Raw genomic sequence first — 24,924 nt, 5'->3', positions numbered from 1 at the left:
ATCATGGCGATGTTCATTCGTGTAGAGGTCGACGACGCCGTCGTCGCCAAGACCCCGGGGCTTGCCGCCAAGCTGGCGGAAGTATGCCCCGTCAATATCTTCGCGGCCGACAGCGGCGCGAACAAGGTGACGGTCGTCGAAAAGAACGTCGACGAGTGCACGCTCTGCGAGCTGTGCATCGAGGCTGCGCCGGGCGCCGTGAGCGTCGTCAAGCTCTACTGAAGCAGAGGCATAGCACCATGCGTTTCTACGAATTCGAGTCCAAGCGTCTGTTCGGAAAGCTCGGCGTCCCGCTCCCGAAGGGATCGAAGGTCGCGACGACCGCGGCCGACGCGAAAGCCATCGCCGACGAGATCGGCGGTCCGGTCGTGCTCAAGTCCCAGGTCCTGTCGGGTGGGCGCATGAAGGCCGGCGGCGTTCTTTTCGCCGACAATGGCGACCAGGCGGCCGCAGCGGCGGAGAAGATCTTTCCGCTCAAGATCAACGGCCACACGGCGCGCGGCGTGCTCGTCGAGCAGCGCGCGCCGGTCAAGCAGGAATACTACATCGGCGTCACGTGGGACGGCATCAACAAGCTGCCGATCATGATCTTCAGCGACATGGGCGGCATCGACATCGAAGAGGTCGCCGAAAAGCACCCCGAGCATATCGGCAAGCGCAACTTCTCCACCATCGAGCCGTTCTCGGACTACATGGCCAAGGAGCTGATTTCTTCCGTCGGCGTCACCGGCGGCGATCTCAACCGCCTCACGCAGATTGCTGCGGCGCTCGCACGCGTCTTCATCAACCACGACCTCACGCTCGCCGAGATCAACCCGCTCGCCAAGCTCGATGACGGCCGCTTCGTCTGCCTCGACGGCCACATCGACATGGAGGACGAGGCGCTCGACATGCAGAAGGCGATTCTCAAGGAGATCGGCATCGATCCCCTCGAGAAACGCCAGGCACGTCCGGCGACGCAGTTCGAGATCGACGGGGCGGCGGTCGATGCAGCCGATCACCGAGGTGTTGCGGGCAACGTCGTCGAGTTCGACGGCACGCTCGGACTCATCATCGGCGCCGGCGGCGGCTCGCTCACGCTGTTCGATGCGGTCCGCAAGCACGGCGGAAAGCCGGCCAACTACTGCGAGATCGGCGGCAACCCGAGCGTGTCGAAGACCTGCGAGCTGACCAAGCTCATCCTTCGCAAGCCCGGCGTATCGAAGATCGCGGTCATGATGAACGTGGTTTCCAATACGCGCGTCGACATCGTCGCGCGCGGCGTGATCAAGGGCGTCGTCGAATCGGGATTCAAGCCGTCGGAGAAGATCGCGATCTTCCGCATTCCCGGATCCTGGGAGGGCGACGGGTTCCAGATCCTCGAGCATTACGGCGTTCCGTACGCCGATCGCAAGGTGTCGATGTACGAAGCCGCCGGCCGCGCAGTCGCGAACATGGAAGGGAAGTGACGAGCTAAAGCCATGTCGATCCTGATTACCAAAGACACCACCTTCATCGTTCAGGGCATTACCGGCCGCGAGGCCATCAACATGACCAAGGACTGCCTCGACTACGGGTCGAAGGTGGTCGGCGGCGTCACGCCGGGCCGCGCGGGTCGCGACATCTACGGCGTCCCCGTCTACGACACCGTCCGTGAGATCACCAAAAAGCAGCACGTCGACGGCTCGATCGTCGTGGTGCCGCCGGCGTACACGCGCGATGCGGTGCTCGAGGCCCTCGAGAACGGCATCAAGATCATCGTGATCGTCACCGAGCGCATTCCGCGCATGCACGTCGCTCAGATGGTGGAGATGGCCAAGCAGAAGGGCGCGCGCATCATCGGACCGAACTGCCTCGGCGTGCTCTCGCCCGACGAAGCGAAGATGGGCGGCCTCGGCGGCCGCGCGGAAGACGCGCGCAAGGCCTTCACCAAGGGCAACATCGGCGTGATGTCGCGTTCCGGCGGCATGACCACCGAGATCTGCAATACGCTCACCGCTGCGGGGCTCGGCCAGTCGACGGCCGTCTCGATCGGCGGCGACGCGATCATCGGCTCCAGCTACGCCGAGCTGATGCCGCTCTTCGAAGCCGATCCGGAAACGAAGGCCATCGCGATCTACAGCGAGCCGGGCGGCCGCATGGAAGCCGAGCTTGCGCGCCACGTGACCGAGACGAAGTCGCGGCTTCCGATCGTCGCGTTCATGGCGGGTCGCTTCATGGACGAGATGCCGGGAATGCGCTTCGGCCACGCCGGCACCATTGTCGAAGGCAAGGCGGACACGACCGCCGACAAGATCGCGCGCATGCAGGCAGCGGGAATCTCTGTCGCCGAGCGCATCGAGGATATTCCGGAGCTCGTAAGGCAAAGGCTCAGCTCCGTAAACTAAGGCAGAGTCCGGCGCGGGCGCGGCGCCGGTGCTGCGGGGAGGCTTCCATGTCGAAAGAAGGCGTTGGACAGACGGCCCTGGTTACCGGTGCATCGTTCGGCATCGGCGTCGACCTTGCAGAGTGCTTCGCAGCCGACGGATACAATCTGGTGCTTGCTGCACGCACCGAGCCGGCGCTGCGCGAAGTCGCGGATCGACTGGCAAAGACGCACGGTATCACTGCGACGGCGATTGCCGTCGATCTCGGTGCGATCGGCGGCGGCAAGCGGCTCGCTGATGAAATCGCGTCACGCGGGATCGACATCGACGTGCTCGTCAACAACGCGGGCTACGGCACGGCGGGCGCATTCAACGGCTCGGACGCGGACAACCAGCTCGGCATGATCGACCTCAACGATCGTGCGCTCGTCGAGCTCACGCACATCTACTGGCCGCGCATGCTGTCGAAGAATCGCGGCGGCGTGCTCAACGTGGCGTCGACCGCCGCATTTCAGCCCGGTCCGCTGATGGCGATCTATTACGCGTCGAAGGCGTTCGTGCTGTCGTTCTCCGAGGCGCTCTGGGAAGAGGCGCGCTGCACCAACCTGCGCGTGAGCTGTCTTTGCCCGGGGCCGACCGTCAGCAAGTTCCGCGAGCGCGCCGGTACCGGAAAAACCAGGCTCAGCCAGGCCGGCGGTACGCCGATGCCGTCGATGGACGTCGCGCGCCTGGGCTACGAAGCGTGGAAGCGAAACAAGCGCGTCGAGGTGACGGGCCTGCGCAACCGCGTGCTCGCGAGCCTCGTGCCGTTCATGCCGCGGACGACGCTGCTCGGGCTCGTGCGCAATCTCCAGTCTCCGATCTAGACGCGCGCTGATTCCTGGTCAGGCACCGATGCCGTGCAGGCGGCGCGGATTGTCGACCGTCATCGTGTGGATCTGGTCCGCGGTCGCGCCGCACGCGCGAAGCCACGGCACGATGTTCTCGAGCACGTGGCTGTAACCCCAGCCGCCGTTCGCCTTGTAGCAGGTCTTCCAGCCGACCTCGGCGCCGAGCAAAATGCGGTCGGCGAAGCCTTCGCCGACGAGATTCATGACCGATTCCACTTCGATGCGGTCGGGTGTGAAACCGCGTCCCGGCCCGAGGATCTCGCAGTATTCCTCGTGACCGAAGTGGTCGTACGAGACGAATCCGACGCCGCGCTCGAGAAGCTTGCGTGCGGTCGAGACCGGGAACAGGCCGAGGTGCGACGGATAGACCTTCGCGAGATCGGCGCCTTCTTTCTCGAGAATGTCGATGTAGGTCGGAAAGTGATCGACCGGCGTCTCGCCGTAAATCGTCAGGTGCGCGTTCGGATGAATCGTCAGCGACGCACCGGTTGCCTTCTGCGCGCGTCCCGCTGCACGCAGCACTTTCTCTTCGTGCGGGTGAAACGGCACGTCCGGCATGCCGCTCAGCCCGATCTCGCCGATGTTGCCGGCGCGCACTCCGCTCGTGCCGATGCCTTCGAGGATCTCGCCGGTCATGATGTCGGCGAGCTCTTCCACGCTCTTGTCGGCAACGAACGACGGATGGGCACCCTGGATGTACCAGCCGGTCGACGCGATCACGTGCAGGCCGGTCGCGCGCGAAATCTCGACCATCGCATCGACGCTCCGGCCGATGCCCTCGAGGTCCATGTCGACGATTGCGCCGCCGCCGTGCTTCTTGAACTCGGCAACTTCGCGGGTCGTCAGCGCGACGTCATCCTGATGCAGGTTGCGCTGGTAGGAGAGCCCGTTGCGGCGGATCGCGCCGAGGCGCTCGATCGAAAAATCCATCTCCGCATCGCGGCGCGCCGCCGGATCCTCGGGCGGCATGTACCAGCACGAGATGTCCAGCGTCAGGTGCACGTGGGACATCGTGGCGCCGAGATCGGCGGCATCGACGGGGCCGAGAACGGTCTGGACAGTGGCCAAAGTTGCCTCCTGGGTGCCGGGCGGGGCCGCGCGGACACGAGATCCCGGTTGCTCCGCGGCGCAGCGGTTCAAGCCCGGTGCTATCGGCCCGGCCTGCGGTGGACTCGAGCCCGTTGCGCGCCCATAATCGGCCCGACTGGAACAGGTTCTACCAGCGGAGAATCCGATGCAAAGAATCCCTCTTCCCCCGTATCCGAACGGATGGTGGGCCGTCAGCCACTCCGACGAGCTCGCCGTCGGCGACGTCAAGACCGTTCACATCCTCGGTCGCGAGATGGTCGTCTTCCGCGGCTCGGGCGGCCAGGCTTTCGCGGTCGATCCGTACTGCGCGCATCTCGGCGCACATCTCGGTGTCGGAGGCCGCGTCGAAGGCGACACGATCCGATGTCCGTTCCACGGCTGGTGCTACGACGGCGCGACCGGCAAGTGCACGTCCATTCCGTACACCGACAAGCTGCCGCCGAAGGCCGCGGTCGGCTCATGGCCGGTCTGGGAGAACAACGGATTCGTCTTCGTCTGGCATCATGCCGAAGGCAATGAGCCCGACTGGACGCCGGACGTCGTCGAGGAGCTTGCCGACCCAGGCTACTACCTGTGGGGAAAGAAAGAGTGGCGCATCGCCTCGCACCCGCAGGAGATCATGGAGAACGGCGTCGACATCCAGCATTTCTTCACGCTGCACGGCTGGAAGGCGAAATCGATCGACTGGCAGCCCGCCGGTCACCGCTACACGCTTCGCATCGACGTCGACTCCGGCGCCGAAGAGCAGTCGGCGACCGCGGCGAATGCGACCGACGTCGATTCGTTCAATTCCGGTCCGTCGTTCACGTGCACGCGCGTGCGCGGTCCGATGACCGGAATCGCAATCAACGTGCTCGTGCCGGTCGCACCCGAGCAACTGCTCATCCAGCACCGCTACTACGGTCACCGGAACACCGATCCCGCGATCGTCGACGCTTTCTTCACGAACTACATCCGCGACTACGAGCTCGACATCCCGATCTGGAACGCGAAGCTGTACCGGCCGATCCCGGTGATCGCCGAGAACGACGGACCGTACGTGCGCTACCGGCGCTGGTACGCGCAGTTCTACTCGAAAGCCCCGCAGGAAACGGTAGCGGCCTGACGCATGCCGGGTTTCAAGGGGAAGGTCGCATTCATCTCGGGCGGTGCGACCGGCATCGGTCTGGCCTGTGCCCGCGCCGTCCTGGATGGCGCCGGACGCGTGATGCTCGCTGCCCGCCGTCGTGACGTCCTCGAAAACGCGGTTTCCACCCTCGGATATGGCGCGGACTTCGTCGAGTGCGACGTGACGCAGGATGCGTCCGTCGATGCTGCGATCGCCAGGACCGTCGAGCGGTTCGGTTCACTCAACCTGGCCGTCAACGCGGCAGGAATGGGAATGGCCGGTCCGGTGACGGCGACCGCAACGGACGCATTCGCGATGACCATCGATACCAACCTTACCGGCGTCATGCGCTGCATCCGTGCCGAAGCCAACGTCATGAAGAAGGCGGGCGGCGGCAGCATCGTCAACATCAGCTCGATTGCCGGCGTGCTGACGCACCGCTGGATGTCGGCGTACTGCGTATCGAAGGCCGGCGTCAACATGCTCACGCGCTGCGCCGCCGACGAGCTCGGCGAGCACGGTATCCGCGTGAACGCCGTCATGCCGGGCCTCGTCGATACCGAGCTCGCCGTGACACTGACGTCGAGCGAGGCCGCTACCGACGAATACAAGCGCCGCATGCCGATCTCGCGCATCGGGATTCCCGCCGACGTCGGCGCGATCGTCGGGTTTCTTCTGAGCGACGAAGCCGGCTGGATCACCGGCCAGTGCATCGGCGTCGACGGCGGACACACGCTGCGGCAAGGGCCCGAGCTCGTCGACCTGTTCCGGCCGCTGATGCCGGACGTCGACTGACTTGCGTCCCTAAGACCGGGCCAGCTCGTGCAGCCACGTGCGCTCGCGGCGCCCGTCTTCGATCACACGCAGCGCTCTTTTCTCGTCGGAGAAGCCGCGCTCGATCATTCCGGCAAGGAACACGCTCGCATCGGCGCGCAGGCTCTCGGTAAGGAAAATCCTTCCGGCCGGCGAAAGGTGAAGGTCGAGATAGTCGGCGAGCGGCCGGTAGTGAGCCGGATCGTAAACGATGTCGGCGGCGAGGATGACGTCGTAGCGCGAACCGTCATCGTCCGCGCGGGTAAAGTCGATCTTCGCGACGACCGACTCTTTCTGCTGCGAACGCGTGAGCGTCGCGCGCACGAACGCGAGCGGCTCGTCGAGGTAGTCGCCGAACGTCACGAACGCGCCGCTGCGCGCGGCCACCAGACCCGACAGACCGAGGCCGCAGCCGAGATCGAGCGTTCTGGTTCCGGCGATATCCGGTGAGCTTGCGATCGTTGCGGCAAGCGCGCGGGCCCCGGTCCAGACGATCGCCCAGTATGGCGGATCGGCGATGACCGGTTCGCGCAGGAGCGCCGCAGAATCGATCGATGTTTCGGGGTCGGCGAGCACGTAGAGATCGACCGGGTCGCAGGGCAGGGGAACCGACGCGTCGCCGTCGTCGGAGGTGACGTCAACCGTAACGCTCGACCACGTCGCGAGATGACCGGCCAGCGGTGCGTAGAACGTGACCGGTTCAGGCATGTTTTCGCGCCGCTGGCTTCGCGAGCGCGACGACCGCGCGAAACTCCTCGGGCGTAACCGGCGTGACCGACAGTCGCCCCTGGCGAACCAGCGCCATGTTCTTGAGAGAGGGCGTTGCCTTGATCGATGCCAGCGTCACGGGCGAGGCGAGGGCTTTCGCCGGCGTGAGGTCGACGCAGACCCAGCGCTCGTCGTCGGTGGTCGGATCGGCGTACGCGGCCGTTGCGACTTTGGCGATGCCGACGACCGCGCGCTCGTCGCCGCTGTGGTAGAACAGCACGTCGTCGCCTTTCTTCATCGCTGCGAGGTTGTTACGCGCCTGCGCATTGCGGACGCCGTCCCAGCGAGTGCGCTTTTCTTTGACGAGCTGTTGCCACGAGTACGTGGACGGTTCGGTCTTCGCGAGCCAGTGAGCCATGCCTTTTCGTAACTCTCGCGGCGCGAATACGGAACCTGCATGCTTCCGCGGGGTTGCGCAGGACAGGCGAGTTGCAAAACGGGAGCGGGTTGGTATGGTCCGCCCTCTTTCCGAGCCGTTAGCTCAGTCGGTAGAGCAGCGCCCTTTTAAGGCGCGGGTCGTTGGTTCGAATCCAACACGGCTCATCACGAGAGCCGCCCGCAAGCGGCAGCCGCAACGCCGCGCAAGATGCGCCGCGAGCAGAGCGGCTCATATCTGGGTCCCCGTCGTCTAGCCCGGCCCAGGACACCGGCCTTTCACGTCGGTAACACGGGTTCAAATCCCGTCGGGGACACTCTTCTTCGCATCGCTTCAAACGTGTGCGGGGACGTTGGCGGCCGGGACGTTGGCGCTCAGCGTTTACTCGGCGTGAAAGGCTGGCCACTGCGCAGGATCACGCCCACCGATGAAACGAGTATGAAAGTTTGCGGGAAGTTCCGGAACGACTTCAAAGCGATTGCCAAACGGCGTGGTCCAGATTCGAACGAAGGTTGCTGGTGGTTCAACCTTGAGGCGGAACTTGTCTGTGAACAGGAAGAGATCGAAGTGCTCGAGCAGCAACTGATGTTCTCCGGGTTTCAGAAACAGTTGCGCATAGTGTCGAAGGTAGAGACTGGGAGCGGTCTGACCGTCGATCTGAATTCGCATGACGCCGGAGTTGTCGAAGTTCATCGCTTCGAATGTATCGTTGAAAACAACGACGCGCACGTACCCAGCCGGTAGTGGCGCGGACGTCGTTTGATCCGGCAAGGCGAGCCGCGGCCCGTCGGGTGTCTTACAGCCTGAAGACACCAGCGCGAGCAACACCCCGACCAAGCAGTTCAACAGACGCATTCTCATTGCGTCGCCTGCGCTCCGGTTCTCCGCAGGATTTGCAGATCCCTCAGCCACGTCTTCAACTGGTTCCAAGTCGCAGTGGAGACACTTCACTCGGCTAGTCTGCCGCAGGGATGCACAAAGCCTCGATATCGACGTTCACCAGGACAGGACTTGCGTTCGTGTTGTTCAGTGTCACGTCACACGCGACCGTCGCCCCGAACACCGGGTCGGTGGATACGACGTTGACGCCGGGCTGAAGCTGGGGTTCGCAACGAACGATGCTCGCCGCTGCAGAGTTCCCTGGGCAATCCTCCACGATCTGACCGCTACAGATGCTGCTGGCAGGGCAGAGGACCGAACCGGTCGAAGGGGCCGTAATGAAGCCCTGTGCGGTCGGCGTACAACCCTTGAGGAAAACGGAGCAGCTGCCAGTATCGTCCGCCAGATAGATCGTGCACTGCCGAGGCGGCGTGATTCGAGCTTCGCTGCCGACATCACCGAGCACGCAGCCCTTCGCGACACCCGCGGCGACGCAGGTCGGATTGAAGAAAGCGTTGGTCGCTCCCGACGCGGAGCCGCCCCACTTCAGCGTGCCATCGACGCTCGCGGCCGAGACCAGGATGGTCCCATCTTTCGAATCGGTCTTGGCCTTGCACTTGTCGAGCGCGGAAGCGCCGGGAACGATCAGCAGGGCTGCGAGAACGACTGCGATGGGAACCAGCATATGCGTGCGTGTCATCGAGAATTCCTCCAGCCCGCAGATGTTTCGCTTCGGCGCCGCGGGCTATCCAGGAACAGGATATGTGTTTTTCCAGAGCTGACGCCATCTCATCGCAGGAGTTCGGCTTCCCGGAGCCAGTCTACCAGCTGGTTCCGACTCGCAATGTCGAAGGACACTTCTCTGGACATACGTCACTTCTATTCAGCGGTCGTGCGGGTCGCGAATCGCTCGGTGTGACCATCAGGATTGTCGTCGGGGTTTCCGTGCGACTTGCTGTCAATCGAGGGGGAACAGGGCTCGCCTTGGCGGACGGACCGCTCTGAGGTAGATTTCCCACATGCTCGCTTGGGATCAATGCCCGGCAGTTGAACGAGACCCTGACACCGTCAGTGGCGTCTGGGTCTTCAAGGGAACCCGGGTGCCGGTGAAAGCGCTCTTCGAGAATCTCGAAGATGGAGCGCGCGTGCCCGATTTCCTTTCCTGGTTCCCAGGTGTCAGCCGTGAACAGGTCGATGCCGTCCTGAAACACGCCGAGCGAAGCCTCGCGGCGGCCTGATGCTCGATCGTCATCGTCGGTGAGGATCCTCTTCGATCAGGGCACGCCCGTCCCGCTTCGAGCTGCCCTCGAAAAGCACATCGTAGTCACAGCTTACGAGGGCGGATGGGGAACGCTGACGAATGGCGAGTTGCTCGCTGTGGCGGAAGCATCGTTCGATGCCCTCGTCACCACGGACCAGAGCCTTCAGTATCAACAGAAGGTCACCGGTCGGAAACTCGCGATCGTGGTACTTTCTACAACGAGTTGGCCAAGGATCCAGCAGGCGCTCTCCGCCGTTGTCGAAGCCGTCGATGCATTGCGACCTGGAGACTTTGTGGAGTTGACGATTTCGTAGTCCCTCCGGATGGTCCACAAGGGCCGCGACGACAGTCAGATACGAGCCGAATCTGGAGCAGAGGCGACGGTGAAATCAATGGCGCACAGATTCCTTCGCACCGGCACAATCGCGCTGGCCGCTGCAACTGCGTTCGTTGTCGCTGCGACGTCGGCGGCTCGCGCCGACCAACCTGAGCGACCGGTTCTAGTCGGGAACAGGTTCGTGAGTGTGACCGACGGAAGCATCGTCGGCACGGTGCCCGGCGGCTCCCCATACACGTGGTCAGAACCGGTGCCGGGAGAAGCTGGAAAGTTCAGGCACGAAGACCTGTTCGTCGATGCAGCGAAGATGACGACCACGACGGACGGGATCATCGCCGTCTCGAATCCCACGGTTCGCGACACGAGGATTTCCTTGCTCGGCAAGGGAGGGGCCGTGCAGTGGGCGTATCCGTCTTACGATTCACTCCGTCCGCCGCTCTGGGCCGAGGGTAGCGGGGTGATCGCATTGGCAGTCGAAGATGGCGTGACCGGCGTCAATGAGACAAGCGGTGTGAAAATCTGGCACTCGGGCCGCCCGCAAGACCGTTTGATCGCAGCCCACGGACTCGTCGTTGCCGTTGACGGCGATACGGTAGCTGCCCGTCGGCTCACCGACGGTGTGGAGACGTGGCGCGCTACCTTACCGGAGGATTCGGACCCGCAGCCCGCGATCGCCACCGGCGACATCCTCATCGTCAGCAATGAGGGAACTGGAAGTAATGGCTGGACTCGGGCGTACGCTGCGGACGGATCACTTCAGTTCGTTCTCGATGGAGAGGCTCTGCATGCAGCGCACCAGATCGCTCCGGGGGGCGACGTGATCGTCGTGACCGTATCCGAATCGAAGCTGGGTCCATATCCCGGTCGTGTCGGGAACAACTACATAACAAGCTCATCGAGAACGGCGCGCCTTACTCGAAGCGGTCAAGAGATTTGGCATGTGACTCCGCCGATTCCGGCTTTCACACATACGCCCGCACGTATCTACCCACTCGCAGATGGCTTGATCCTCGTTGAAACGCATCTGGGATATTCCGATGACGGCGTGCATCTGGCGAAAATCGACACGGCGACCGGAGCCGTCGCTTGGCACATTACCGCAAGGGGGCTCGGAATCAGTCACTCTAAGTACTGGCAACGTGTCTATGTCGAGTTTCGAGGAACCGAGCTCGTCCTTGTGAGCCAAGGAATGGGTGGCCACTTCGTGGAGCGCAGGACCATAACCGACGGTGCCCTGATTCACCGATGGACGATTCCGCCGGGGTACTGGCCGCCGAATGAGCTATGGCTGCGCTAGCCTGCGTCGTTGGAGCGAGGCGGCACGGTGGAGACTCGGGATCGTTCATTGCTCCCGACTGCGTCGGGCGAGCTAGCCGGCTGCGATCACGACGCGTTGCCGGTCGACCGCGGCGACGCGATCGGACCATGCCAGGCGATACGCCTCGTCCTCGTGCAGCGCGAGAAGAGCCGCGCGATCCGGATAGGATGCGATCGCAACGATGTCCCAGTCTTCGTCGTCGCCCATGAACGTCATCTCGAAGGGGCCGGACAGCAAAAAGCGTCCTCCGACGCGTTCCAGCGCAGGGCCGCTGACCGAAGCGTAGCGCATCATAGCCCCCAGGGATTCGCCGCCGTCGGCGCGGAGCTTGAAGAAATTGATCAGCGTGATGGGGCCACCGGGACCGGACAGCGCACGCTCCCACTGTGCGGCGGTCGGGCCGTGTTGTTCGCCGAAATGCGCGACCAGGCGCTTCGTCTGTGTTTGAGCGTCGAGGGTCATGCAGAATCCTCCTTGCCGGGGTTGATCGGCGGCGACGCTATCCGTAGAGTTTACACGTGTCAAGTTTGCATCCACGCTCGGTTCGGACGCGCGCCGAGATTCTCGACGTCGCGTGGAAGCTGTTCGCGAAGAAAGGCGAAGCGGTCTCCATGGTCGAGGTCGCGCAGGCGGCCGGCCTCACGCGCCAGGCGGTCTACATCCACTTTCGTTCGCGCGGCGGGCTCCTCGTCGCACTCGTGCAGCGCGCGGACGAGCGCGCCGACATCCACGCAAAATTTCGCAAAGCACTCGCCGTCAAGGATCCGATTCGACGACTGGACGCGTTTCTCGCTGTCTGGTTCGATTTTGTTCCGACCATCCATCCGGTCGCGACTACGCTGATGCGTGCTCGCAGCGAGGATCCCGAGGCAGCCGCTGCCTGGGCCGACCGCATGGAGGAGTTGCGCGGTGGTTATCGAACGTTGACGAAAAGTCTTCGTCGCGACGGCGCGCTTGCAGAGGGATGGACCATCGAAACTTCGGCGGACTATCTGTGGGCAGGTTCCTCCGTGCAGGTCTGGGAACTTCTTGCGGTGGATCGCGGCTGGGGGGCGAGCAGATCGGCCAGCGCGTTGCGGAAGGCACTGGCCAAGGCGGTCCTTGCTGCGAGCTAGCCGGAAGTCGCATGCCGGCCGCGCCGGTGCCGGTCGGCAGGCGATTCTTTTTAAGGATTGCGCACGCAGTCGTAGGTGAGCGGAATCGTCGGCCCGAGCTCGACCACTTCGAAGTCGGTGACCTGGATGCCGTACATCGAGTGCGAATCGATGCCGACTTCGCTCCACGTGTGCGTCGTGTACGTATCGCTCGCCGCGGTGAGCGCAATGTTGCCGCCGTCGGACAGGAACATGCCGTACTTCTGCAGCGCGCGAGCGACGACGCGTGCACCTTCGGTCGGAAGCGTCGCAAGCGGATAGTCGGCGCGCAGGCGGAAGCGCACGCCGTAGGGCGGCAGGTTCGGACCGCCCGACGGTCCGCCCGCATGAGAAGCAGGGTGAACGTAGACGCCCGCACGCATGCGGGCGTTCGGAAGAATGAAACGGATCGCGTGATCGATCTCGCCGGCGAAGACCTCGTCGGCCGTGAACAGCATTGCCGCGATCGGAAAGCCCGCGGCATCGGCGGACGTGCACTGCTCGCCGCGAAGGCCGTCGGGATACGAGCGGGTCAAGTCCCATTGCAGCGCGCAGCGTGCGACCAGCGTGCCGCCCGACGATGTCGCGTTGTACATCTCGTACAGCCGCTTCGCGATCGGGTCGACGACGAGGATATGACAATCCTCGCTCCCTACCGGGCACGAGTAGCCGGACTGGCCTTCGGCCGCGCCGCCGACAGGGCGGGGAAACGCGAAAGGCTCGTCGCAGTCCGGCGAATAGTAGCCGGCGCTCTTCTGGAACGTGACGAACGGCGTCGATGCGATCCGCTGAAGGACGTGCAGCCCGAAGTCGATCTGGAAGTTGTTCCCGTTGCCCCATCCGCCGGCTGCCGCCAGCGCGGAGATGATGGTTGCGCTCTGGCCCGAAGGCGGCAGGCCCGAGACGTCCTCGTTCCACGGGTTCGGCGCCTCGAAGATTCCGCCGCCTCCGCTGCCGCCGCCAAGCGTGGTCGTCGTCGTTCCGCCATCGAGGGTAGTTGTGGTTCCGCCAGGATTCGTCGTCGTCGTTGCGCCTCCTTCCGGGAGAGCGGTGAAAAGCACGCGCGACTGATGTCGCGCGGACAGCTTGCCGGAGGCCGAAACGCAGTCGCCGGCGAACTCGATGCGCAGCCTTATGCGCTCGAAAGCACCGCATGTGTCCCATCGCGCGCGAAGCTTTGCGGTGCCGTCACTGCGTACGCGCCAGCGCGCCAGCACGGGGTCGCAGTAGCCCGCGATTGCCGTCATCCCCGCCGGATCGACCGTAATGGTGTCGGGCGGCGCGCCGGCTTCGATCAGCGGAACGTCGGTGATGAACGGAACATCAGGGCAGGGAGCCGGCAGAGTTTGTGCGGCCGCACCTGTCGCCATTGCCAGCGCCACTGCGAATGCGAATCTTGCGGAATGCATAGCGCAAGGATGCCCGCACGAGAATCGCTTAGCGAGTGGTTTTGCGACGCTCTTCGATCCCGAGAAGCCCTAACACGGACTAAGGCGAGCTCTCAGGGTACCCAACTCCTCGCGTCAGCAGGGGCCGCGTGCGACATTGGCACGATGATGAACAACAGTGTGATCGCTCTGATAGCCTTGATGATCCTCAACGTGAGCGTGGCCGAGGCCGCCGACAAGGCGCTCGTCTGCCAATCCGGCAAGCTCAAGGCGAGCAGCTCGTACGCGGCGTGTCGATTGAAAGTCGATGCGGGCGTCGCCGTCAAGGGCGGGACAGCCGACTACAGCAAGTGCGAGGGCAAGTTCAACGACAAGTTCCCCGCTACCGAGGATAAAGCCGCGCCGACGCTGTGTCCGAGCATGGGCGACGCCGCAGCGGTCAAAGCTTTCATCGATGCCTGCGACGACGGTGTCGCCGACAAACTCGGCGGCGGTGTACTGCCGTTTGCTTGCGGCAACGGCATCGTCGAACTCGGCGAGACGTGCGATGGAACGGATCTTGACGGGAAGACGTGCTCCAGCTTTGGTGCCAGCGACTCGCCGGGCCTCGCGTGCACGAGTCGGTGTTCGCTGGACTTCACGGGCTGCGCTTATGCGGGCGCAGTGCCGTCGCGCTATCGCGACAACGGCGACCAGACGGTAACTGACCTGTGGACAGGCCTGATGTGGGAGCAGAAGTCGGGAGTGCCGGGCGCGTTCGTGCTGTGTCCGGACTTGGCGACGTGCCCGGATCCTCACGGCGTCAACAACGACTACAGGTGGACCAGCACGACCACCGCGTTCGACGGAACCCTGAAGACCCTTTTCCTCGACGTTCTCAATGACGTCGCCGACGACGGAGCCAGCTGTTTCGCGGGTCATTGCGACTGGCGCCTGCCGACGGCACTGGAGCTGAAGGGCATCCTGCTCGAGCCGGAAGCTGTGACCACGTGCAGCACGACTCCGTGCATCGACCCGACGTTCCCGGGTTCGACGGGCACCGGCGGATACTGGTCGGCGATGAGCTCGAACCCGGCGACATCGGCCTACTACGTTCGCTTCGACGGCGGCGGCGTGTTTCCGGCCGCCAAGGTGAACAACCGATTCGCGCGCGCGGTGCGCGGCGGACTCTGACGAGCTCGACGCCGAGAGCTGCGCGGATCGCATGACGCGAAGCGGGTACATCGCCGCCTCTGGTGTCTCGATTCCCATACGTCTAGAAGCAGCCCGTCATGAGAGATTCGGAGAAGCGTCGCAGCAGAGCTCGCGAACGGCAGCCTGTGGCGCCGGTGATCAGCGAAGTCGTGGCAGCGCCCGGTGTGGCAGCGCCGGCCGCGGCCACACCGGGGCGTGCCGAGCACGCTCTGTATGTGGGCGTGTTCCTCGTCATCGCATTCCTGAAATGTCCGGTGCTTTTGTACGACCCGCGGTTCTGGGCCGAAGAAGGCTCGGCGTTCTTTGCGACCTTCCGTAGCCTTTCGCTGGCCGGGGCGCTCCAGAACACGTACCTCGGCAGCTACCTCGGCCTGACCAACGTCGTCGTCTACCTGTCGACGCTCGTTCCGGTGGCCTACGCGCCGTTCGTTACGACGTATCTCGCGCTCGCATTTCATGCCGCGGTCGCGTTCCAGATCGCTTCGCTCGCGGCCTGCTACAGCCTGTCGAGAACGGCCGGGCTTCTGCTGATTGCGGCGTGGGCGCTCGTGCCGCAGAGCTACGAAGTCTGGCTGTCGGCGACCAATCTGCAGTGGGTTGCAGGCGTTTCGATGCTGCTCGTGTTCGCGATGCCGGAACAGTTTCTATCGAAGCGGCCGGCGTTGGTGACGGCGTGGGCGGTCGTTTGCGGCATCGCGGGAATCCCCGGCGTGCTTCCGACTCCGTTTTTCTTCCTGCGTGCGGTCGAGGAGAAATCCAGCACGCTGTTCGCACTCGGCGCGGCTGGAGCAGTATGTGCGCTCGTCCACCTCGCGTCACTCTATCTGCACGCGAGCACCGGACGGCAGTATCCGAGCGATCTTTCCGTGCTCGTGCTGCCGACGGTGCTTCAATCGGTGATTGCGCCGATGTTCACCGCCGAGTTTGCCAACGGGCTCGCGCAGGCAATCCGCCAGCATCTGCCGGCGATCGACGGCTCGCTCGTCGGAACCCTTGTCCTTGCGGCGACGATTGCAGGAACCGCCGTAGCAGCCAGCAGCCGGTCTGCTGCCGGCGGGCTCACCGCCTACGTGGCCGGCTTGTGGGTACTGGTCTCGCTGATCCAGACGTTCGGTTCGCTCGGCAATCCCCGCGACATGATCTCCGGGCTCGGCGGTGCGCGCTATTTCCTGTTCGGATCGATGTCGCTCTGCCTGCTGCTGGCGTGGGGGACGACGTCATCAGACGCGTGGCTAAGGCGCTGCACCCTCGCGATGCTCGTCGTCGTCGGACTGACCGGCGTGGTCCAGCGGTACACGAGCCCGTCGATCGATTTCACGATGTCGGGCCCGTCGTTTCGCGACCAGGTTCGCGCGTGCGAAGCGGAGGCGAAGCCGGTCTGTCGTGTCGCGCTGTGGCCACGCTCGGCGGCGTGGCATGTCGATCTGAAAATGAACTAACCGGAAGCACCCGCACCGAATGCGACAGCCGGTGCGACGAATGTCGCATCGAGCGGATCGCCGGGAACGAGTCCGGCGATCTGCCGTTTTGCGTCGCTGTCGAGAGCCGACCAGAGTGCGCACAGGTCACGCCAGGATCTCGCCTGAAAACTCCTGGCCACGCTGCGATACCGGTGCCCGAGCAGCTCGCCGTCGAATAGACCGCGCCCTTTGTCGAATGCTTTCTCGTTGAAGCTGGGCTCGCCTCGCGCGAGCAATTCGGCGCATGCCGCGGCATTGGCTTGCATGAGCGGTACGTACGTCGCCATCACGACCTCGAGCAGGCTCTGCAGGCAAGGTGCGAGCACTGGCTCACCGCGAGTTCCGGCGTGCCGGCGCTCGCGAATCGAAACCAACCAGTCGAACGTCCGCGGCGCAAGCTCGCGCAGGCGTCTTGCCGCGAGGCCATCGGTCAGATTCATCGACAGCTGACCGTAAGCGCTTGCGTCGGCGAGCGTGAACGCCGGACCGAGAAGAAACGGCTGCTCCTCGAGCACGGTCTCGATCGCGCGGAGGTAGCGCCGCCATGCCTCTTCGAGAAGATCGTGTGTCGGCGGAAATCCGGGCCGCGCCGGCGGTGTCAGCGGCGCGGAAAGCCCGGCAACCCGATATCCATCGGGCGCGACGCTGAAAAGGTACGGCAGGCGCCGTACCTGACGGCGCGCGAACCACTGCGCGAACAGGCGCGACGAGGCCGGCGGCAGCAGGCGCGCGTATTCGCGCGCGAGCCGTGCGCCGGGTGAATCGTTGTCGGCCGCGGCGAGCTTCCACCTGTTGTGGTGGACCATGTAGAGGCCGAACTCGTCGAAAGCCTCGTCGATCAGCGCGGCGACGAAGCGTGCGGCCGGATCCACAGGCACGAGCGGCTGCGACCGATCGGCGTCACGCTGGTCGAGCCACGACGCAAGCGCAGTCGAATCGTAGAGCACTGCGCCGCTCTCCGTGAGGAGAAACGGCACCAGTGGATATTCATCGAGCACGTCGTTGGCGGGAGGCCTGAGGGCCGTGCGCGTCCGTACCGCGCGGCGGATCCGCAGCGATACACGAACGTTCTCGAGGCGTGTGCCGTCGCGCGGAAGCCGTCTCCACGCGACGCCGTGGTGCACGAGCATCGACTCGAGCTTGAGGAGAAACGGTGAGAGCTCGGGCCCCCAAACGATGCAGGCAGCGGACGACATTGCCGGCGACGGTGCCGCAGAATCCGGCACCGCGCGAACCCGAACGCGGATCGGCCGACATTTTTGAACGTTTGGCGTGCAACCGTGCTGCAATCGGCGGCGAAGCGGGTAACAATCCGGCCAAGCCTGACAGAGGCGGGGGGATCAGCATGATTTTTCGTACGATGGGCAGCCGGCCGGGCTGCGGACCTTTCCGATTCACTACTGCCGTCCTGTTCCTGATGTTGTGCACGAGCACGCCGGCACCGGCCGCGACGGTTCCGGCCGGCTTCAGCGACAGCGTGGTCGCGAGCGGGCTCGCATCGCCGACGGCAATGGAGATCGCGCCCGACGGCAGGATCTTCGTCTCTCAGCAGACGGGCGCGCTGCGGGTGATCAAGAACGGAGCGCTGCTGGCAACACCGTTCCTGACGCTATCGGTCAATTCGTCGGGCGAGCGCGGCCTGCTCGGCGTGGTGTTCGATCCGAACTTTGCGAGCAACCGTTTCATTTACGTTTACTACACGACGTCGACGTCGCCGATCCACAACCGGGTCAGCCGCTTCACCGCGAGCCTTGCCAATCCGGATGTCGCCCAGGCCGGCGAGACCGTGCTGCTCGATCTCGAGAACCTCAGCGCGACCAACCACAACGGCGGCGCGCTGCACTTCGGCCCGGACGGCAAGCTCTACATTGCAGCCGGCGAGAATGCCGTCGGCTCGAACTCGCAGGCGATGACGAATCTCCTCGGCAAGATCCTGCGCATCAATTCCGACGGTACGATTCCGACCGACAATCCGTTCTACCAGACGGCTACCGGCAACAACCGGGCGATCTGGGCCCGCGGGCTGCGCAATCCGTTCACGTTCACGTTCGATCCGGCCAGCGGTCGCATGCTCATCAACGACGTCGGACAGAATACGTGGGAAGAGATCGACGACGGCATCGCAGGCTCAAACTACGGCTGGCCGACCTCCGAAGGTCCGGTCGGCTGCACCGGCTCCGGCTTTACCTGCCCGATCTACTCGTACGACCACTCGCAAGGCTGCGCGATCACCGGCGGCGCGTTCTACAGTCCGTCGACGGTCTCGTTCCCTTCGGGTTACAACGGGCTGTACTTCTTCGCCGACTACTGCGGCAACTGGATCCGGGTGATCGATCCGGACGCGCCTCCGTCCAGTAACGGCGCGCCGATCTTCGCCAGCTCGGTTTCGGCGCCGGTCGATCTTCGCGTCGGCAGCGACGGTAGCCTCTATTATCTTGCACGTGGCGCGGGAGCGGTCGGGCGCATCCGCTACACGTCGAGCGACCCGCCCAACGTCACGCAGGACCCCTCGAGCCAGACGGTCACGGTCGGTGCGACCGCAAGCTTCTCGGTTTCCGCGTCGGGGAGCCCGCCGCTCCTGTACCAGTGGCAGCGCAACCACGCCGACATCACCGGCGCCAATGCTGCCACGCTGAACATCTCGAACGTGCAGCAGTCCGACAACGGTGCGTTGTTCCGCTGCGTCGTCCAGAACGATTTCGGATCGGACACGAGCGCGGATGCGACGCTGACGGTCACCGCCAACACCGCGCCGACGGCGACCATCACGCAGCCGGCCGCGGGAACCCACTACAACGCCGGGCAGACGATTCTGTATGCGGGCACCGCAGCGGACCAGGAAGATCCGTCGATCCCGGCGTCGTCCTTCACGTGGCGCGTCGACTTCCATCACGATACGCACGTGCATCCGTTCATCCAGCCGTTCAGCGGAGTGACCAGCGGCTCTTTCGTGATCCCGAATACCGGCGAGACCGCAGCCAACGTGTGGTATCGCATCTACCTGACGGTGCGCGACTCCGGTAATCTCGTGCATACCGTGTTCCGTGACGTGGTTCCGAACACGTCCACGATCACGCTCGCGAGCAGTCCGACCGGGCTCCAGCTCACGCTCGACGGCCAGCCGGTGACGGCGCCGTCGTCGGTTCTCGGTGTCGTCGGAATGCTGCGCAGTATCGGGGCTGTCTCGCCGCAGACCTCCGGGTCTACGACGTGGAACTTCTCGTCGTGGTCAGACAGCGGTGCCGCGACGCACAACGTAACGACACCGAGTGCCGCGACGACCTACACGGCGAGCTTCTCGCCGGTGGCGGTGAACGGCAACGGTCTGTCGGGCGCGTATTTCCGAACTCGCGATCTGACGGGAACCGCAACCACGCGCATCGATCCCACGGTGAGCTTCGACTGGGGCAAGGGCGCGCCGGTTACCGGTTACCCGACCGACAATTTCAGCGCGCGCTGGACCGGACAGGTCCAGCCGCAGTTCACGGGTCCGACCACGTTCTACCTGCTGGCGGACGACGGAGTGCGGCTGTGGGTCAACAACGCGCTGCTCATCGATCGCTGGGTAAGCCCCAATACCGCGGAGGCGAGCGGTGCGATCACACTGACGGGCGGACAGAAGTACAGCATCCGCATCGAGTATTTCGAGAAGACCAACCGCGCGGCGATCCGGCTCTCGTGGTCGAGCGCGAGCCAGCCGAAGCAGGTGATTCCGCAGGCGCGACTCTACACGCCGTAGGTCGCGTGCCCGCTAGATTTTCGCCACGTCCGGCTCGACGCGGCTCAACCGGCGGTGCTCGGACGGCGTGCGGCCGGTCCATCTCTTGAACGCCCTTGCGAGCGCGCGCGAGCCGGAAAGGCCGATCGCCGTGCCGATCTCTTCGAGCGTCGCCGGTCCGCCGAGCAGCTCGAGGCAGCGGTCGCGCTGGGCCTGCTCGAGGACGGCCGAGAAGCTCGCGCTTTCAGCCTCGAGGCGGCGCTGCAGCGTGCGGGGGCTCACGTGCATCTCGGCCGCAATGGTTTCCACGGACGAATCCGGCCGGCGAAGCCGCATGCGCGCAAGGATGCGCGAACGCACCTCGCCGACGACGCTCGGGCGCTGAAGCCGCTCGATGGCGGAGTCGGCTGCAGCCTGCAGCGCTTCGAGCACGGCCGGGCAGTGGTGGGCAAGCGGCGCCGTCATGACTTCCTCGGCGACGAGAAGGCTGTTCTCGCGCGCGGCGAACGCGACCCGACAACCGAACACCCGCTCGTACTCCGCCGTGGAGAGCGGAGCCGGAAATTCGAATCGGACGCCGGAAAGCCGCCACTGCCTGGCCACGGCGAAGCGGGCCAGCCGCGTGAAGGCCGCGGTCATGAACTCGATTTCGTTGCGCGTGATCGCGAGATCGCCGTCGACGCGCCGGAAACAGATCGCGTACAGGTCGCGGCGCCGCTCGAGCGTGACGACGCGTCCGTGCGCAAGCACGCGCTGGTACGGGATCGTGCGCTGTAGCCCGTCGAGGAAGGTCGGGCTGCTGATGACCATGTGCGACAGCAGGTTGTTGGCGGCCGGCGCGACGCGCACTCCGGCATGCAGTCCGATCAGCGGATCGCCGCTTTCGCGTGACGCTTCGCGCCACAGGCGTCCCGCCATGTCACGAGGCACGCGTGCGTCCGGATCCGAAAGCTGCGCGTACGACAGGCCGGCCGCGCCGCACAGTCGGCGGGGATCGAGCCCGACCTGCTCGAGGCTGGCGAGCACCATGCGTGTCCAGCTTCCGGAGATGAGGAGGTCGGCGCGCATCGGGCCGCGACGATACATGCGCGACGGCCCCGGCGGAATTCTGTCCTGTTGACACGCGGAGTGCCCGAGGATGGCACCCGTGGTCCGCCGGCGCGGACTAGATTGACCGCCATGAGCCGCCATCACGCCGCAGCCTCCCTTTTCGCTGTCACGTTGGTTCTTACCGCCGTCCTGCCGGCGTTCGCCGGGCCCATCGCCAGCAGCGGCGCGGCAACGACGCTGCCTGCGTACAGCGGTGCTGCCGCAGCGGCGAAGCCGCTGAAGGTCGACAAGCCGCCGAAGCATCCGTTCATGGCAAGGAACGGCCGCAGCAACCTCCACAACGATCCGTGGATGACCGACACGTACTGGGGAAAGGGTCCGGTCGGACGCGATCCGCAGGTGTTTTCGACTTCGCTCGGACGCGACTGCATTTCGATCGCGTTCGACCGGTCCGGCCGCATCGTCACCGCGTGCAGCAACCTTTCGACACGCGTGCTCTATGTGATCGAGCCTGGCAGCCTGCGGACCCTGGCCCAGGTGGATCTTCCGTACGTCGAAGCGCCGCCCGGCCAGGACCCGTTCACGAGCTCCTCGGGCGGGGTCTACTTCTACCTCGACAACAAGGATCGCGCGGTGATCGGCGCAGCCGACGGGCGCATCCTCATCTATCAGGTGAACAAGTCGGCGCCGTATCTTTCGCTTGCGGGAGAGTACGACCTGAGCGGCGTGCTCGCCGGCGATCGCATCACGTCGGTGCTGCCGGACTGGCAGGGAAGGGCGTGGTTCGTCGGCCGCTACAGCGGCATCGTCGGCGTGCTCGACCTGGAAAGCGGCGAGACGCAGAGCATCACGCTCGGCGAAGAGATCGAGAACTCGTTCGCCGTCGACGAGGACGCCGTCTACATCGTCTCGGACACGAGCATGTATCGCTTCGCTGCCGGCGCCGACAATGTCCCGGCGGCCGTCTGGTCGCAGCCGTACCAGAACAGCGGCGTCCAGAAGACCGGCCAGTTCAACGCGGGCTCCGGCACCACGCCGACGATCATGAACGGCGGATACGTGGCGATTACCGACAACGCCGATCCGATGAACGTCGTGGTCTACCGCAAGGATGCTGCGCTCGCCCCGGGCCAGGACCGCGTCGTCTGCGAAGTGCCGGTGTTTTCGGCCGGCGCGAGCGCTACCGAGAATTCCCTGATCGCGGTCGGCAACTCGCTGATCGTCGAGAACAACTACGGGTATTATCTTCTTACGACGCTGAACGGCCCGGTCTCGTCGCCGGGCATCACGCGCATCGACGTCGCGGAGGATGGAAGCGGCTGCGAGGTGGTCTGGACGAGCACGGAGCGCGCGCCGAGCTGCGTGCCGAAAGTCTCGACGAAGACCGGTCTCGTCTACCTCTACACGAAAGATCCCGACCCGGTGAACACGACGAGCGACGCATGGTTCTGGACGGCGCTCGATTTCCGTACCGGTGCAACGGTGTGGAAACAGCTCGCGGGAACTGGCCTGAGCTTCAACAACCACTATGCGGGCATTGCGCTGCGCCCGAAGACGGAAAGGGCAGCGTACGTCGGTACGGTCGGCGGCATCGTCGCGATTCGCGACGGCGACTGAATGCGCGGCGCGGGCTACGGAGTACCGCTGGTTCCGAAATCGTAGACGCCGTCGCCCGGCTCGCCGGTGGTCACGCCGCACACGAGCACCGCGCGCAGGAAGCGCTCCTGGCGCGTGCCGAAGACCTCGAGCTCGCGGAGGTCGAGCGTGACCACTCCGAGCACGAGGCGGTCCGGTTCGAGGCCGGTGGCCGGTTTCTCGCAGTCCACCTCATCGATGACGGGAAGCTGCACGACGACGGAGTGGCCCGCGGTGATTTCGTCGTGGAAGAACGTCGGAAAAGTTCCGCGGCGGAGTGCCGCGAGGCGCGAGACCTTGTTCTTCGACATCACGAGCTCGTCCATCGCGACATACGGTAGGCCGTCGCACGCGGCCGTATCGCCGCCGAGGCACAGGCCTCCGCGCGACGCGAGATCGGCGACGTCGTCGGCGTGCACGCCGCCCATGCGATTCTCGCCGTACGTGAACGGAAAGAATTGCGCATTGTTGTCGTGCACGCAGTCGGACGGGTTGATCGTGCACGCAGGCGACTCGTCCTTGCCTCCGATGATGATTTCGCGACCGCAGGCGGGATTGCCGCCGGTATCGAGAATCTCGCAGATGGTCGCGACCATCGGGAACAGCAGCGGAGTTGCCGAAGCCGGCCCGGCGTACGCGCTGCCGTGCATGACGGCGCCGGCCAGCCATACGGCGCACGCCAGGCGGACGATCCTGCGTTGCACTCGCGGCCGGCGGCGCGCTGCGAATCGCTGCCCGAAACACTTGTCGAAAGAATTACCGAGGATCGTTCTTGTGCTCATGCCGGCCTCCCCCGAAGCGCGCGGAACCAGCCCGCTGGATGCACCTCGACAATACCGGCGCGTGCCGCTGTTGGGAATGGCAAAGATGTCCGTTAGACTCGCCGGCCGATGAGCGAAATCGAATCTTTTCGGGAAAATACGCGGGCTTGGCTCGAGGCCAGTTGTCCGGCATCGATGCGCTGGGGCGCGGGTACCGTCAGCTCGTCGTTTGCCGATGAGCTGGCCTGGGGCGGGAAAAAACAAACGTATCCGAATCCGGACGTGAAGCTGTGGCTCGATCGCATGGCATCGCGCGGCTGGACCGCGCCCACGTGGCCAAAGGACTGCGGCGGCGGAGGGCTTTCGAAGGAAGAAGCGAAAGTGCTCGGCGAAGAGATGCGACGCATCCGCGCAAAGCCGCCGCTGATCGGATTCGGCCTGACGATGATCGGTCCGCTGCTGCTGCAGTACGGAACCGACGCGCAGCGGCACCGCTTCCTGCCCGAGATCTGCCGCGGCGAGGTCCGCTGGTGCCAGGGCTACTCGGAGCCGGGCGCAGGTTCGGATCTTGCCGGACTGCAGACCCGCGGCGTTCGCGACGGCGACCACTGGATCCTGAACGGCCAGAAGGTCTGGACCAGCTACGCCGACAAGGCCGACTGGATGTTCGTGCTGGTCCGCACCGAATTCGACAAGCCGAAACACGAAGGCATCACGTTCATGCTGATCGACATGGATCAGCCGGGCGTGACGGTAAAGCCGATCAAGCTCATCAGCGGGTATTCGCCGTTCTGCGAGACGTTCCTGGAAGACGCGCGTGCCGAGAACGCGCACGTCGTCGGCGGCGTCGGCAACGGCTGGACGATGGCCAAGGCGCTGCTCGGCCACGAGCGCAGCATGATCAGCGAAGCGTTCAACGAGTCCGAAGACAAGAACGAGCTGGTCAAGGCGGCCCGCTCGTATGTCGGCGACGACGCGAACGGCCGTCTTCGCGACGGCGTGCTGCGCGACCGCATCACGCAGCTGACGATGGACAAGACGTGCCTCGAGCTCACGCTGAGGCGCACCAAGGAAGCGGCCAAGCTCGGGCAGCAGCCGGGCCCGGAGTCGTCGATCTTCAAATACTACGCGACCGAGCTCAACAAGGACCGTACGGCGTTGCTCGTCGGCATCCTCGGCCCGCAGGCGCTCGGCTGGGACGGCGAAGGCTTCGACAGCACCGAGCTCGATGCGACGCGCGCGTGGCTCAGGGCGCGCGGCAACTCGATCGAAGGCGGCACCTCCGAGGTTCAGCTCAATATCATCGCCAAACGCGTGCTCGGACTTCCCGACTGACCCGTTTCGCGCGCACGGTGCGCGCAGGCTTGCGCGCACGCGGCGCGCCAATGTTTTCGCGCGCGA

At 64.8% G+C, this 24,924-nt stretch carries 25 protein-coding genes and 2 tRNA genes; 17 read left to right on the top strand and 10 right to left on the bottom strand.

Annotated elements, in window-relative coordinates; translation table 11 throughout:
• The first annotated feature begins 3 nt into the window (after positions 1–3).
• The 4 genes from VN634_00300 to VN634_00285 are packed head-to-tail and all read left to right on the top strand — an operon-like array spanning position 4 to position 3,211.
• Positions 4–222: a hypothetical protein gene (locus tag VN634_00300; protein ID HXC49295.1), complete on the top strand. Its 219-nt coding sequence runs from the start codon at positions 4–6 to the stop codon at positions 220–222.
• 17 nt (positions 223–239) lie between these two features.
• Complete coding sequence (locus tag VN634_00295; GenBank protein ID HXC49294.1) at positions 240–1,448, top strand: ATP-grasp domain-containing protein; 1,209 nt, start codon at positions 240–242, stop codon at positions 1,446–1,448.
• 12 nt (positions 1,449–1,460) lie between these two features.
• A complete protein-coding gene (locus VN634_00290; GenBank protein ID HXC49293.1) occupies positions 1,461–2,366 on the top strand; it encodes a CoA-binding protein in 906 nt (301 codons plus the stop codon).
• A 47-nt stretch (positions 2,367–2,413) separates the two neighbouring features.
• On the top strand, positions 2,414–3,211 hold the full coding sequence (locus VN634_00285; GenBank protein HXC49292.1) for an SDR family oxidoreductase: 798 nt from the start codon (positions 2,414–2,416) through the stop codon (positions 3,209–3,211).
• A gap of 18 nt (positions 3,212–3,229) precedes the next feature.
• Here the strand turns inward: VN634_00285 and VN634_00280 are convergent, their stop codons facing one another.
• Positions 3,230–4,303: a hypothetical protein gene (locus VN634_00280; GenBank protein ID HXC49291.1), complete on the bottom strand. Its 1,074-nt coding sequence runs from the start codon at positions 4,301–4,303 to the stop codon at positions 3,230–3,232.
• A gap of 166 nt (positions 4,304–4,469) precedes the next feature.
• Here VN634_00280 and VN634_00275 point away from each other — a divergent pair, with 166 nt between their 5' ends.
• Positions 4,470–5,429 carry a Rieske 2Fe-2S domain-containing protein gene (locus VN634_00275; protein ID HXC49290.1) on the top strand — a complete coding sequence of 320 codons (960 nt, stop codon included), beginning with the start codon at positions 4,470–4,472 and terminating at the stop codon, positions 5,427–5,429.
• Between the two features lie 3 nt (positions 5,430–5,432).
• The gene (locus VN634_00270; protein ID HXC49289.1) at positions 5,433–6,227 is read left to right on the top strand and encodes an SDR family oxidoreductase; all 795 of its coding nucleotides are present in this window, start codon (positions 5,433–5,435) and stop codon (positions 6,225–6,227) included.
• Between the two features lie 9 nt (positions 6,228–6,236).
• Here VN634_00270 and VN634_00265 read toward each other — a convergent pair whose 3' ends face one another.
• Together VN634_00265 and VN634_00260 are read right to left on the bottom strand one after the other, a co-directional pair.
• Positions 6,237–6,953, bottom strand: coding sequence for a hypothetical protein (locus VN634_00265; GenBank protein HXC49288.1), 717 nt, complete (start codon positions 6,951–6,953; stop codon positions 6,237–6,239).
• Positions 6,946–7,371, bottom strand: coding sequence for an EVE domain-containing protein (locus tag VN634_00260; protein HXC49287.1), 426 nt, complete (start codon positions 7,369–7,371; stop codon positions 6,946–6,948). Before VN634_00260 ends, VN634_00265 begins: the two co-directional genes overlap by 8 nt.
• A 112-nt stretch (positions 7,372–7,483) precedes the next feature.
• On the opposite strand from VN634_00260, the gene VN634_00255 reads away from it, so the two are divergent.
• Both VN634_00255 and VN634_00250 read left to right on the top strand, forming a co-directional pair.
• Positions 7,484–7,556 (top strand) — tRNA-Lys (locus tag VN634_00255).
• Positions 7,557–7,630: 74 nt separating this feature from the next.
• A tRNA-Glu gene (locus VN634_00250) sits at positions 7,631–7,705 on the top strand.
• 65 nt (positions 7,706–7,770) lie between these two features.
• On the opposite strand, the gene VN634_00245 is transcribed toward VN634_00250, so the two are convergent.
• Entirely contained in the window at positions 7,771–8,250 is a 480-nt protein-coding gene (locus tag VN634_00245) for a hypothetical protein (GenBank protein ID HXC49286.1), read from the bottom strand.
• A gap of 94 nt (positions 8,251–8,344) precedes the next feature.
• Positions 8,345–8,968 carry a hypothetical protein gene (locus VN634_00240; GenBank protein HXC49285.1) on the bottom strand — a complete coding sequence of 208 codons (624 nt, stop codon included), beginning with the start codon at positions 8,966–8,968 and terminating at the stop codon, positions 8,345–8,347.
• Between the two features lie 319 nt (positions 8,969–9,287).
• Here VN634_00240 and VN634_00235 point away from each other — a divergent pair, with 319 nt between their 5' ends.
• The 3 genes from VN634_00235 to VN634_00225 all read left to right on the top strand — a co-directional run bounded on the left by VN634_00235 (position 9,288) and on the right by VN634_00225 (position 11,163).
• Complete coding sequence (locus VN634_00235; GenBank protein HXC49284.1) at positions 9,288–9,506, top strand: DUF433 domain-containing protein; 219 nt, start codon at positions 9,288–9,290, stop codon at positions 9,504–9,506.
• 19 nt (positions 9,507–9,525) lie between these two features.
• Positions 9,526–9,843: a hypothetical protein gene (locus tag VN634_00230; protein HXC49283.1), complete on the top strand. Its 318-nt coding sequence runs from the start codon at positions 9,526–9,528 to the stop codon at positions 9,841–9,843.
• 204 nt (positions 9,844–10,047) lie between these two features.
• The gene (locus VN634_00225) at positions 10,048–11,163 is read left to right on the top strand and encodes a PQQ-binding-like beta-propeller repeat protein (protein ID HXC49282.1); all 1,116 of its coding nucleotides are present in this window, start codon (positions 10,048–10,050) and stop codon (positions 11,161–11,163) included.
• Between the two features lie 72 nt (positions 11,164–11,235).
• On the opposite strand, the gene VN634_00220 is transcribed toward VN634_00225, so the two are convergent.
• Positions 11,236–11,721 carry a DUF1330 domain-containing protein gene (locus VN634_00220; GenBank protein HXC49281.1) on the bottom strand — a complete coding sequence of 162 codons (486 nt, stop codon included), beginning with the start codon at positions 11,719–11,721 and terminating at the stop codon, positions 11,236–11,238.
• Between VN634_00220 and VN634_00215 the strand changes: the two genes are divergently transcribed.
• Positions 11,703–12,299, top strand: a complete 597-nt coding sequence (locus VN634_00215) for a TetR/AcrR family transcriptional regulator (protein HXC49280.1) — start codon at positions 11,703–11,705, stop codon at positions 12,297–12,299. The two genes, VN634_00220 and VN634_00215, sit on opposite strands and share 19 nt — an antisense overlap.
• A 50-nt stretch (positions 12,300–12,349) precedes the next feature.
• Here VN634_00215 and VN634_00210 read toward each other — a convergent pair whose 3' ends face one another.
• Positions 12,350–13,687 carry a hypothetical protein gene (locus VN634_00210; protein HXC49279.1) on the bottom strand — a complete coding sequence of 446 codons (1,338 nt, stop codon included), beginning with the start codon at positions 13,685–13,687 and terminating at the stop codon, positions 12,350–12,352.
• Between the two features lie 183 nt (positions 13,688–13,870).
• Between VN634_00210 and VN634_00205 the strand changes: the two genes are divergently transcribed.
• Both VN634_00205 and VN634_00200 read left to right on the top strand, forming a co-directional pair.
• Entirely contained in the window at positions 13,871–14,878 is a 1,008-nt protein-coding gene (locus tag VN634_00205) for a DUF1566 domain-containing protein (GenBank protein HXC49278.1), read from the top strand.
• Positions 14,879–14,976: 98 nt separating this feature from the next.
• Positions 14,977–16,338 (top strand): hypothetical protein, encoded by a 1,362-nt coding sequence (locus VN634_00200; GenBank protein ID HXC49277.1) that lies wholly within the window; start codon positions 14,977–14,979, stop codon positions 16,336–16,338.
• Here VN634_00200 and VN634_00195 read toward each other — a convergent pair.
• Positions 16,335–17,585: a glutathione binding-like protein gene (locus VN634_00195; GenBank protein HXC49276.1), complete on the bottom strand. Its 1,251-nt coding sequence runs from the start codon at positions 17,583–17,585 to the stop codon at positions 16,335–16,337. The genes VN634_00200 and VN634_00195 overlap by 4 nt on opposite strands.
• A 119-nt stretch (positions 17,586–17,704) precedes the next feature.
• Between VN634_00195 and VN634_00190 the strand changes: the two genes are divergently transcribed.
• Entirely contained in the window at positions 17,705–20,098 is a 2,394-nt protein-coding gene (locus VN634_00190) for a PQQ-dependent sugar dehydrogenase (GenBank protein HXC49275.1), read from the top strand.
• A gap of 12 nt (positions 20,099–20,110) precedes the next feature.
• Here the strand turns inward: VN634_00190 and VN634_00185 are convergent, their stop codons facing one another.
• On the bottom strand, positions 20,111–21,145 hold the full coding sequence (locus VN634_00185) for an AraC family transcriptional regulator ligand-binding domain-containing protein (protein HXC49274.1): 1,035 nt from the start codon (positions 21,143–21,145) through the stop codon (positions 20,111–20,113).
• A 111-nt stretch (positions 21,146–21,256) separates the two neighbouring features.
• On the opposite strand from VN634_00185, the gene VN634_00180 reads away from it, so the two are divergent.
• Positions 21,257–22,744, top strand: coding sequence for a hypothetical protein (locus VN634_00180; protein HXC49273.1), 1,488 nt, complete (start codon positions 21,257–21,259; stop codon positions 22,742–22,744).
• Positions 22,745–22,758: 14 nt separating this feature from the next.
• Here VN634_00180 and VN634_00175 read toward each other — a convergent pair whose 3' ends face one another.
• Complete coding sequence (locus VN634_00175) at positions 22,759–23,544, bottom strand: hypothetical protein (protein ID HXC49272.1); 786 nt, start codon at positions 23,542–23,544, stop codon at positions 22,759–22,761.
• 108 nt (positions 23,545–23,652) lie between these two features.
• On the opposite strand from VN634_00175, the gene VN634_00170 reads away from it, so the two are divergent.
• On the top strand, positions 23,653–24,858 hold the full coding sequence (locus tag VN634_00170; GenBank protein HXC49271.1) for an acyl-CoA dehydrogenase family protein: 1,206 nt from the start codon (positions 23,653–23,655) through the stop codon (positions 24,856–24,858).
• Positions 24,859–24,924 lie beyond the last annotated feature (66 nt).

Source organism: Candidatus Limnocylindrales bacterium, from assembly GCA_035571835.1.
In the GTDB taxonomy this organism is placed as follows: domain Bacteria; phylum Desulfobacterota; class Binatia; order UBA1149; family CAITLU01; genus DATNBU01.
Note: the sequence above shows the minus strand (reverse complement) of the source record. Positions and strands in the feature narration are given on the sequence as shown.

Excerpts from the sequence above, each read along its gene's own strand:
- VN634_00300 (HXC49295.1), top strand. The coding sequence starts at position 4 with ATGGCGATGTTCATTCGTGTAGAGGTCGACGACGCCGTCGTCGCCAAG.
- VN634_00295 (HXC49294.1), top strand. The coding sequence starts at position 240 with ATGCGTTTCTACGAATTCGAGTCCAAGCGTCTGTTCGGAAAGCTCGGC.
- VN634_00290 (HXC49293.1), top strand. The coding sequence starts at position 1,461 with ATGTCGATCCTGATTACCAAAGACACCACCTTCATCGTTCAGGGCATT.
- VN634_00285 (HXC49292.1), top strand. The coding sequence starts at position 2,414 with ATGTCGAAAGAAGGCGTTGGACAGACGGCCCTGGTTACCGGTGCATCG.
- VN634_00275 (HXC49290.1), top strand. The coding sequence starts at position 4,470 with ATGCAAAGAATCCCTCTTCCCCCGTATCCGAACGGATGGTGGGCCGTC.
- VN634_00270 (HXC49289.1), top strand. The coding sequence starts at position 5,433 with ATGCCGGGTTTCAAGGGGAAGGTCGCATTCATCTCGGGCGGTGCGACC.
- VN634_00265 (HXC49288.1), bottom strand. The coding sequence starts at position 6,953 with ATGCCTGAACCGGTCACGTTCTACGCACCGCTGGCCGGTCATCTCGCG.
- VN634_00260 (HXC49287.1), bottom strand. The coding sequence starts at position 7,371 with ATGGCTCACTGGCTCGCGAAGACCGAACCGTCCACGTACTCGTGGCAA.
- VN634_00245 (HXC49286.1), bottom strand. The coding sequence starts at position 8,250 with ATGAGAATGCGTCTGTTGAACTGCTTGGTCGGGGTGTTGCTCGCGCTG.
- VN634_00240 (HXC49285.1), bottom strand. The coding sequence starts at position 8,968 with ATGACACGCACGCATATGCTGGTTCCCATCGCAGTCGTTCTCGCAGCC.
- VN634_00235 (HXC49284.1), top strand. The coding sequence starts at position 9,288 with ATGCTCGCTTGGGATCAATGCCCGGCAGTTGAACGAGACCCTGACACC.
- VN634_00210 (HXC49279.1), bottom strand. The coding sequence starts at position 13,687 with ATGGCGACAGGTGCGGCCGCACAAACTCTGCCGGCTCCCTGCCCTGAT.
- VN634_00205 (HXC49278.1), top strand. The coding sequence starts at position 13,871 with ATGATGAACAACAGTGTGATCGCTCTGATAGCCTTGATGATCCTCAAC.
- VN634_00200 (HXC49277.1), top strand. The coding sequence starts at position 14,977 with ATGAGAGATTCGGAGAAGCGTCGCAGCAGAGCTCGCGAACGGCAGCCT.
- VN634_00190 (HXC49275.1), top strand. The coding sequence starts at position 17,705 with ATGATTTTTCGTACGATGGGCAGCCGGCCGGGCTGCGGACCTTTCCGA.
- VN634_00185 (HXC49274.1), bottom strand. The coding sequence starts at position 21,145 with ATGCGCGCCGACCTCCTCATCTCCGGAAGCTGGACACGCATGGTGCTC.
- VN634_00180 (HXC49273.1), top strand. The coding sequence starts at position 21,257 with ATGAGCCGCCATCACGCCGCAGCCTCCCTTTTCGCTGTCACGTTGGTT.
- VN634_00175 (HXC49272.1), bottom strand. The coding sequence starts at position 23,544 with ATGAGCACAAGAACGATCCTCGGTAATTCTTTCGACAAGTGTTTCGGG.
- VN634_00170 (HXC49271.1), top strand. The coding sequence starts at position 23,653 with ATGAGCGAAATCGAATCTTTTCGGGAAAATACGCGGGCTTGGCTCGAG.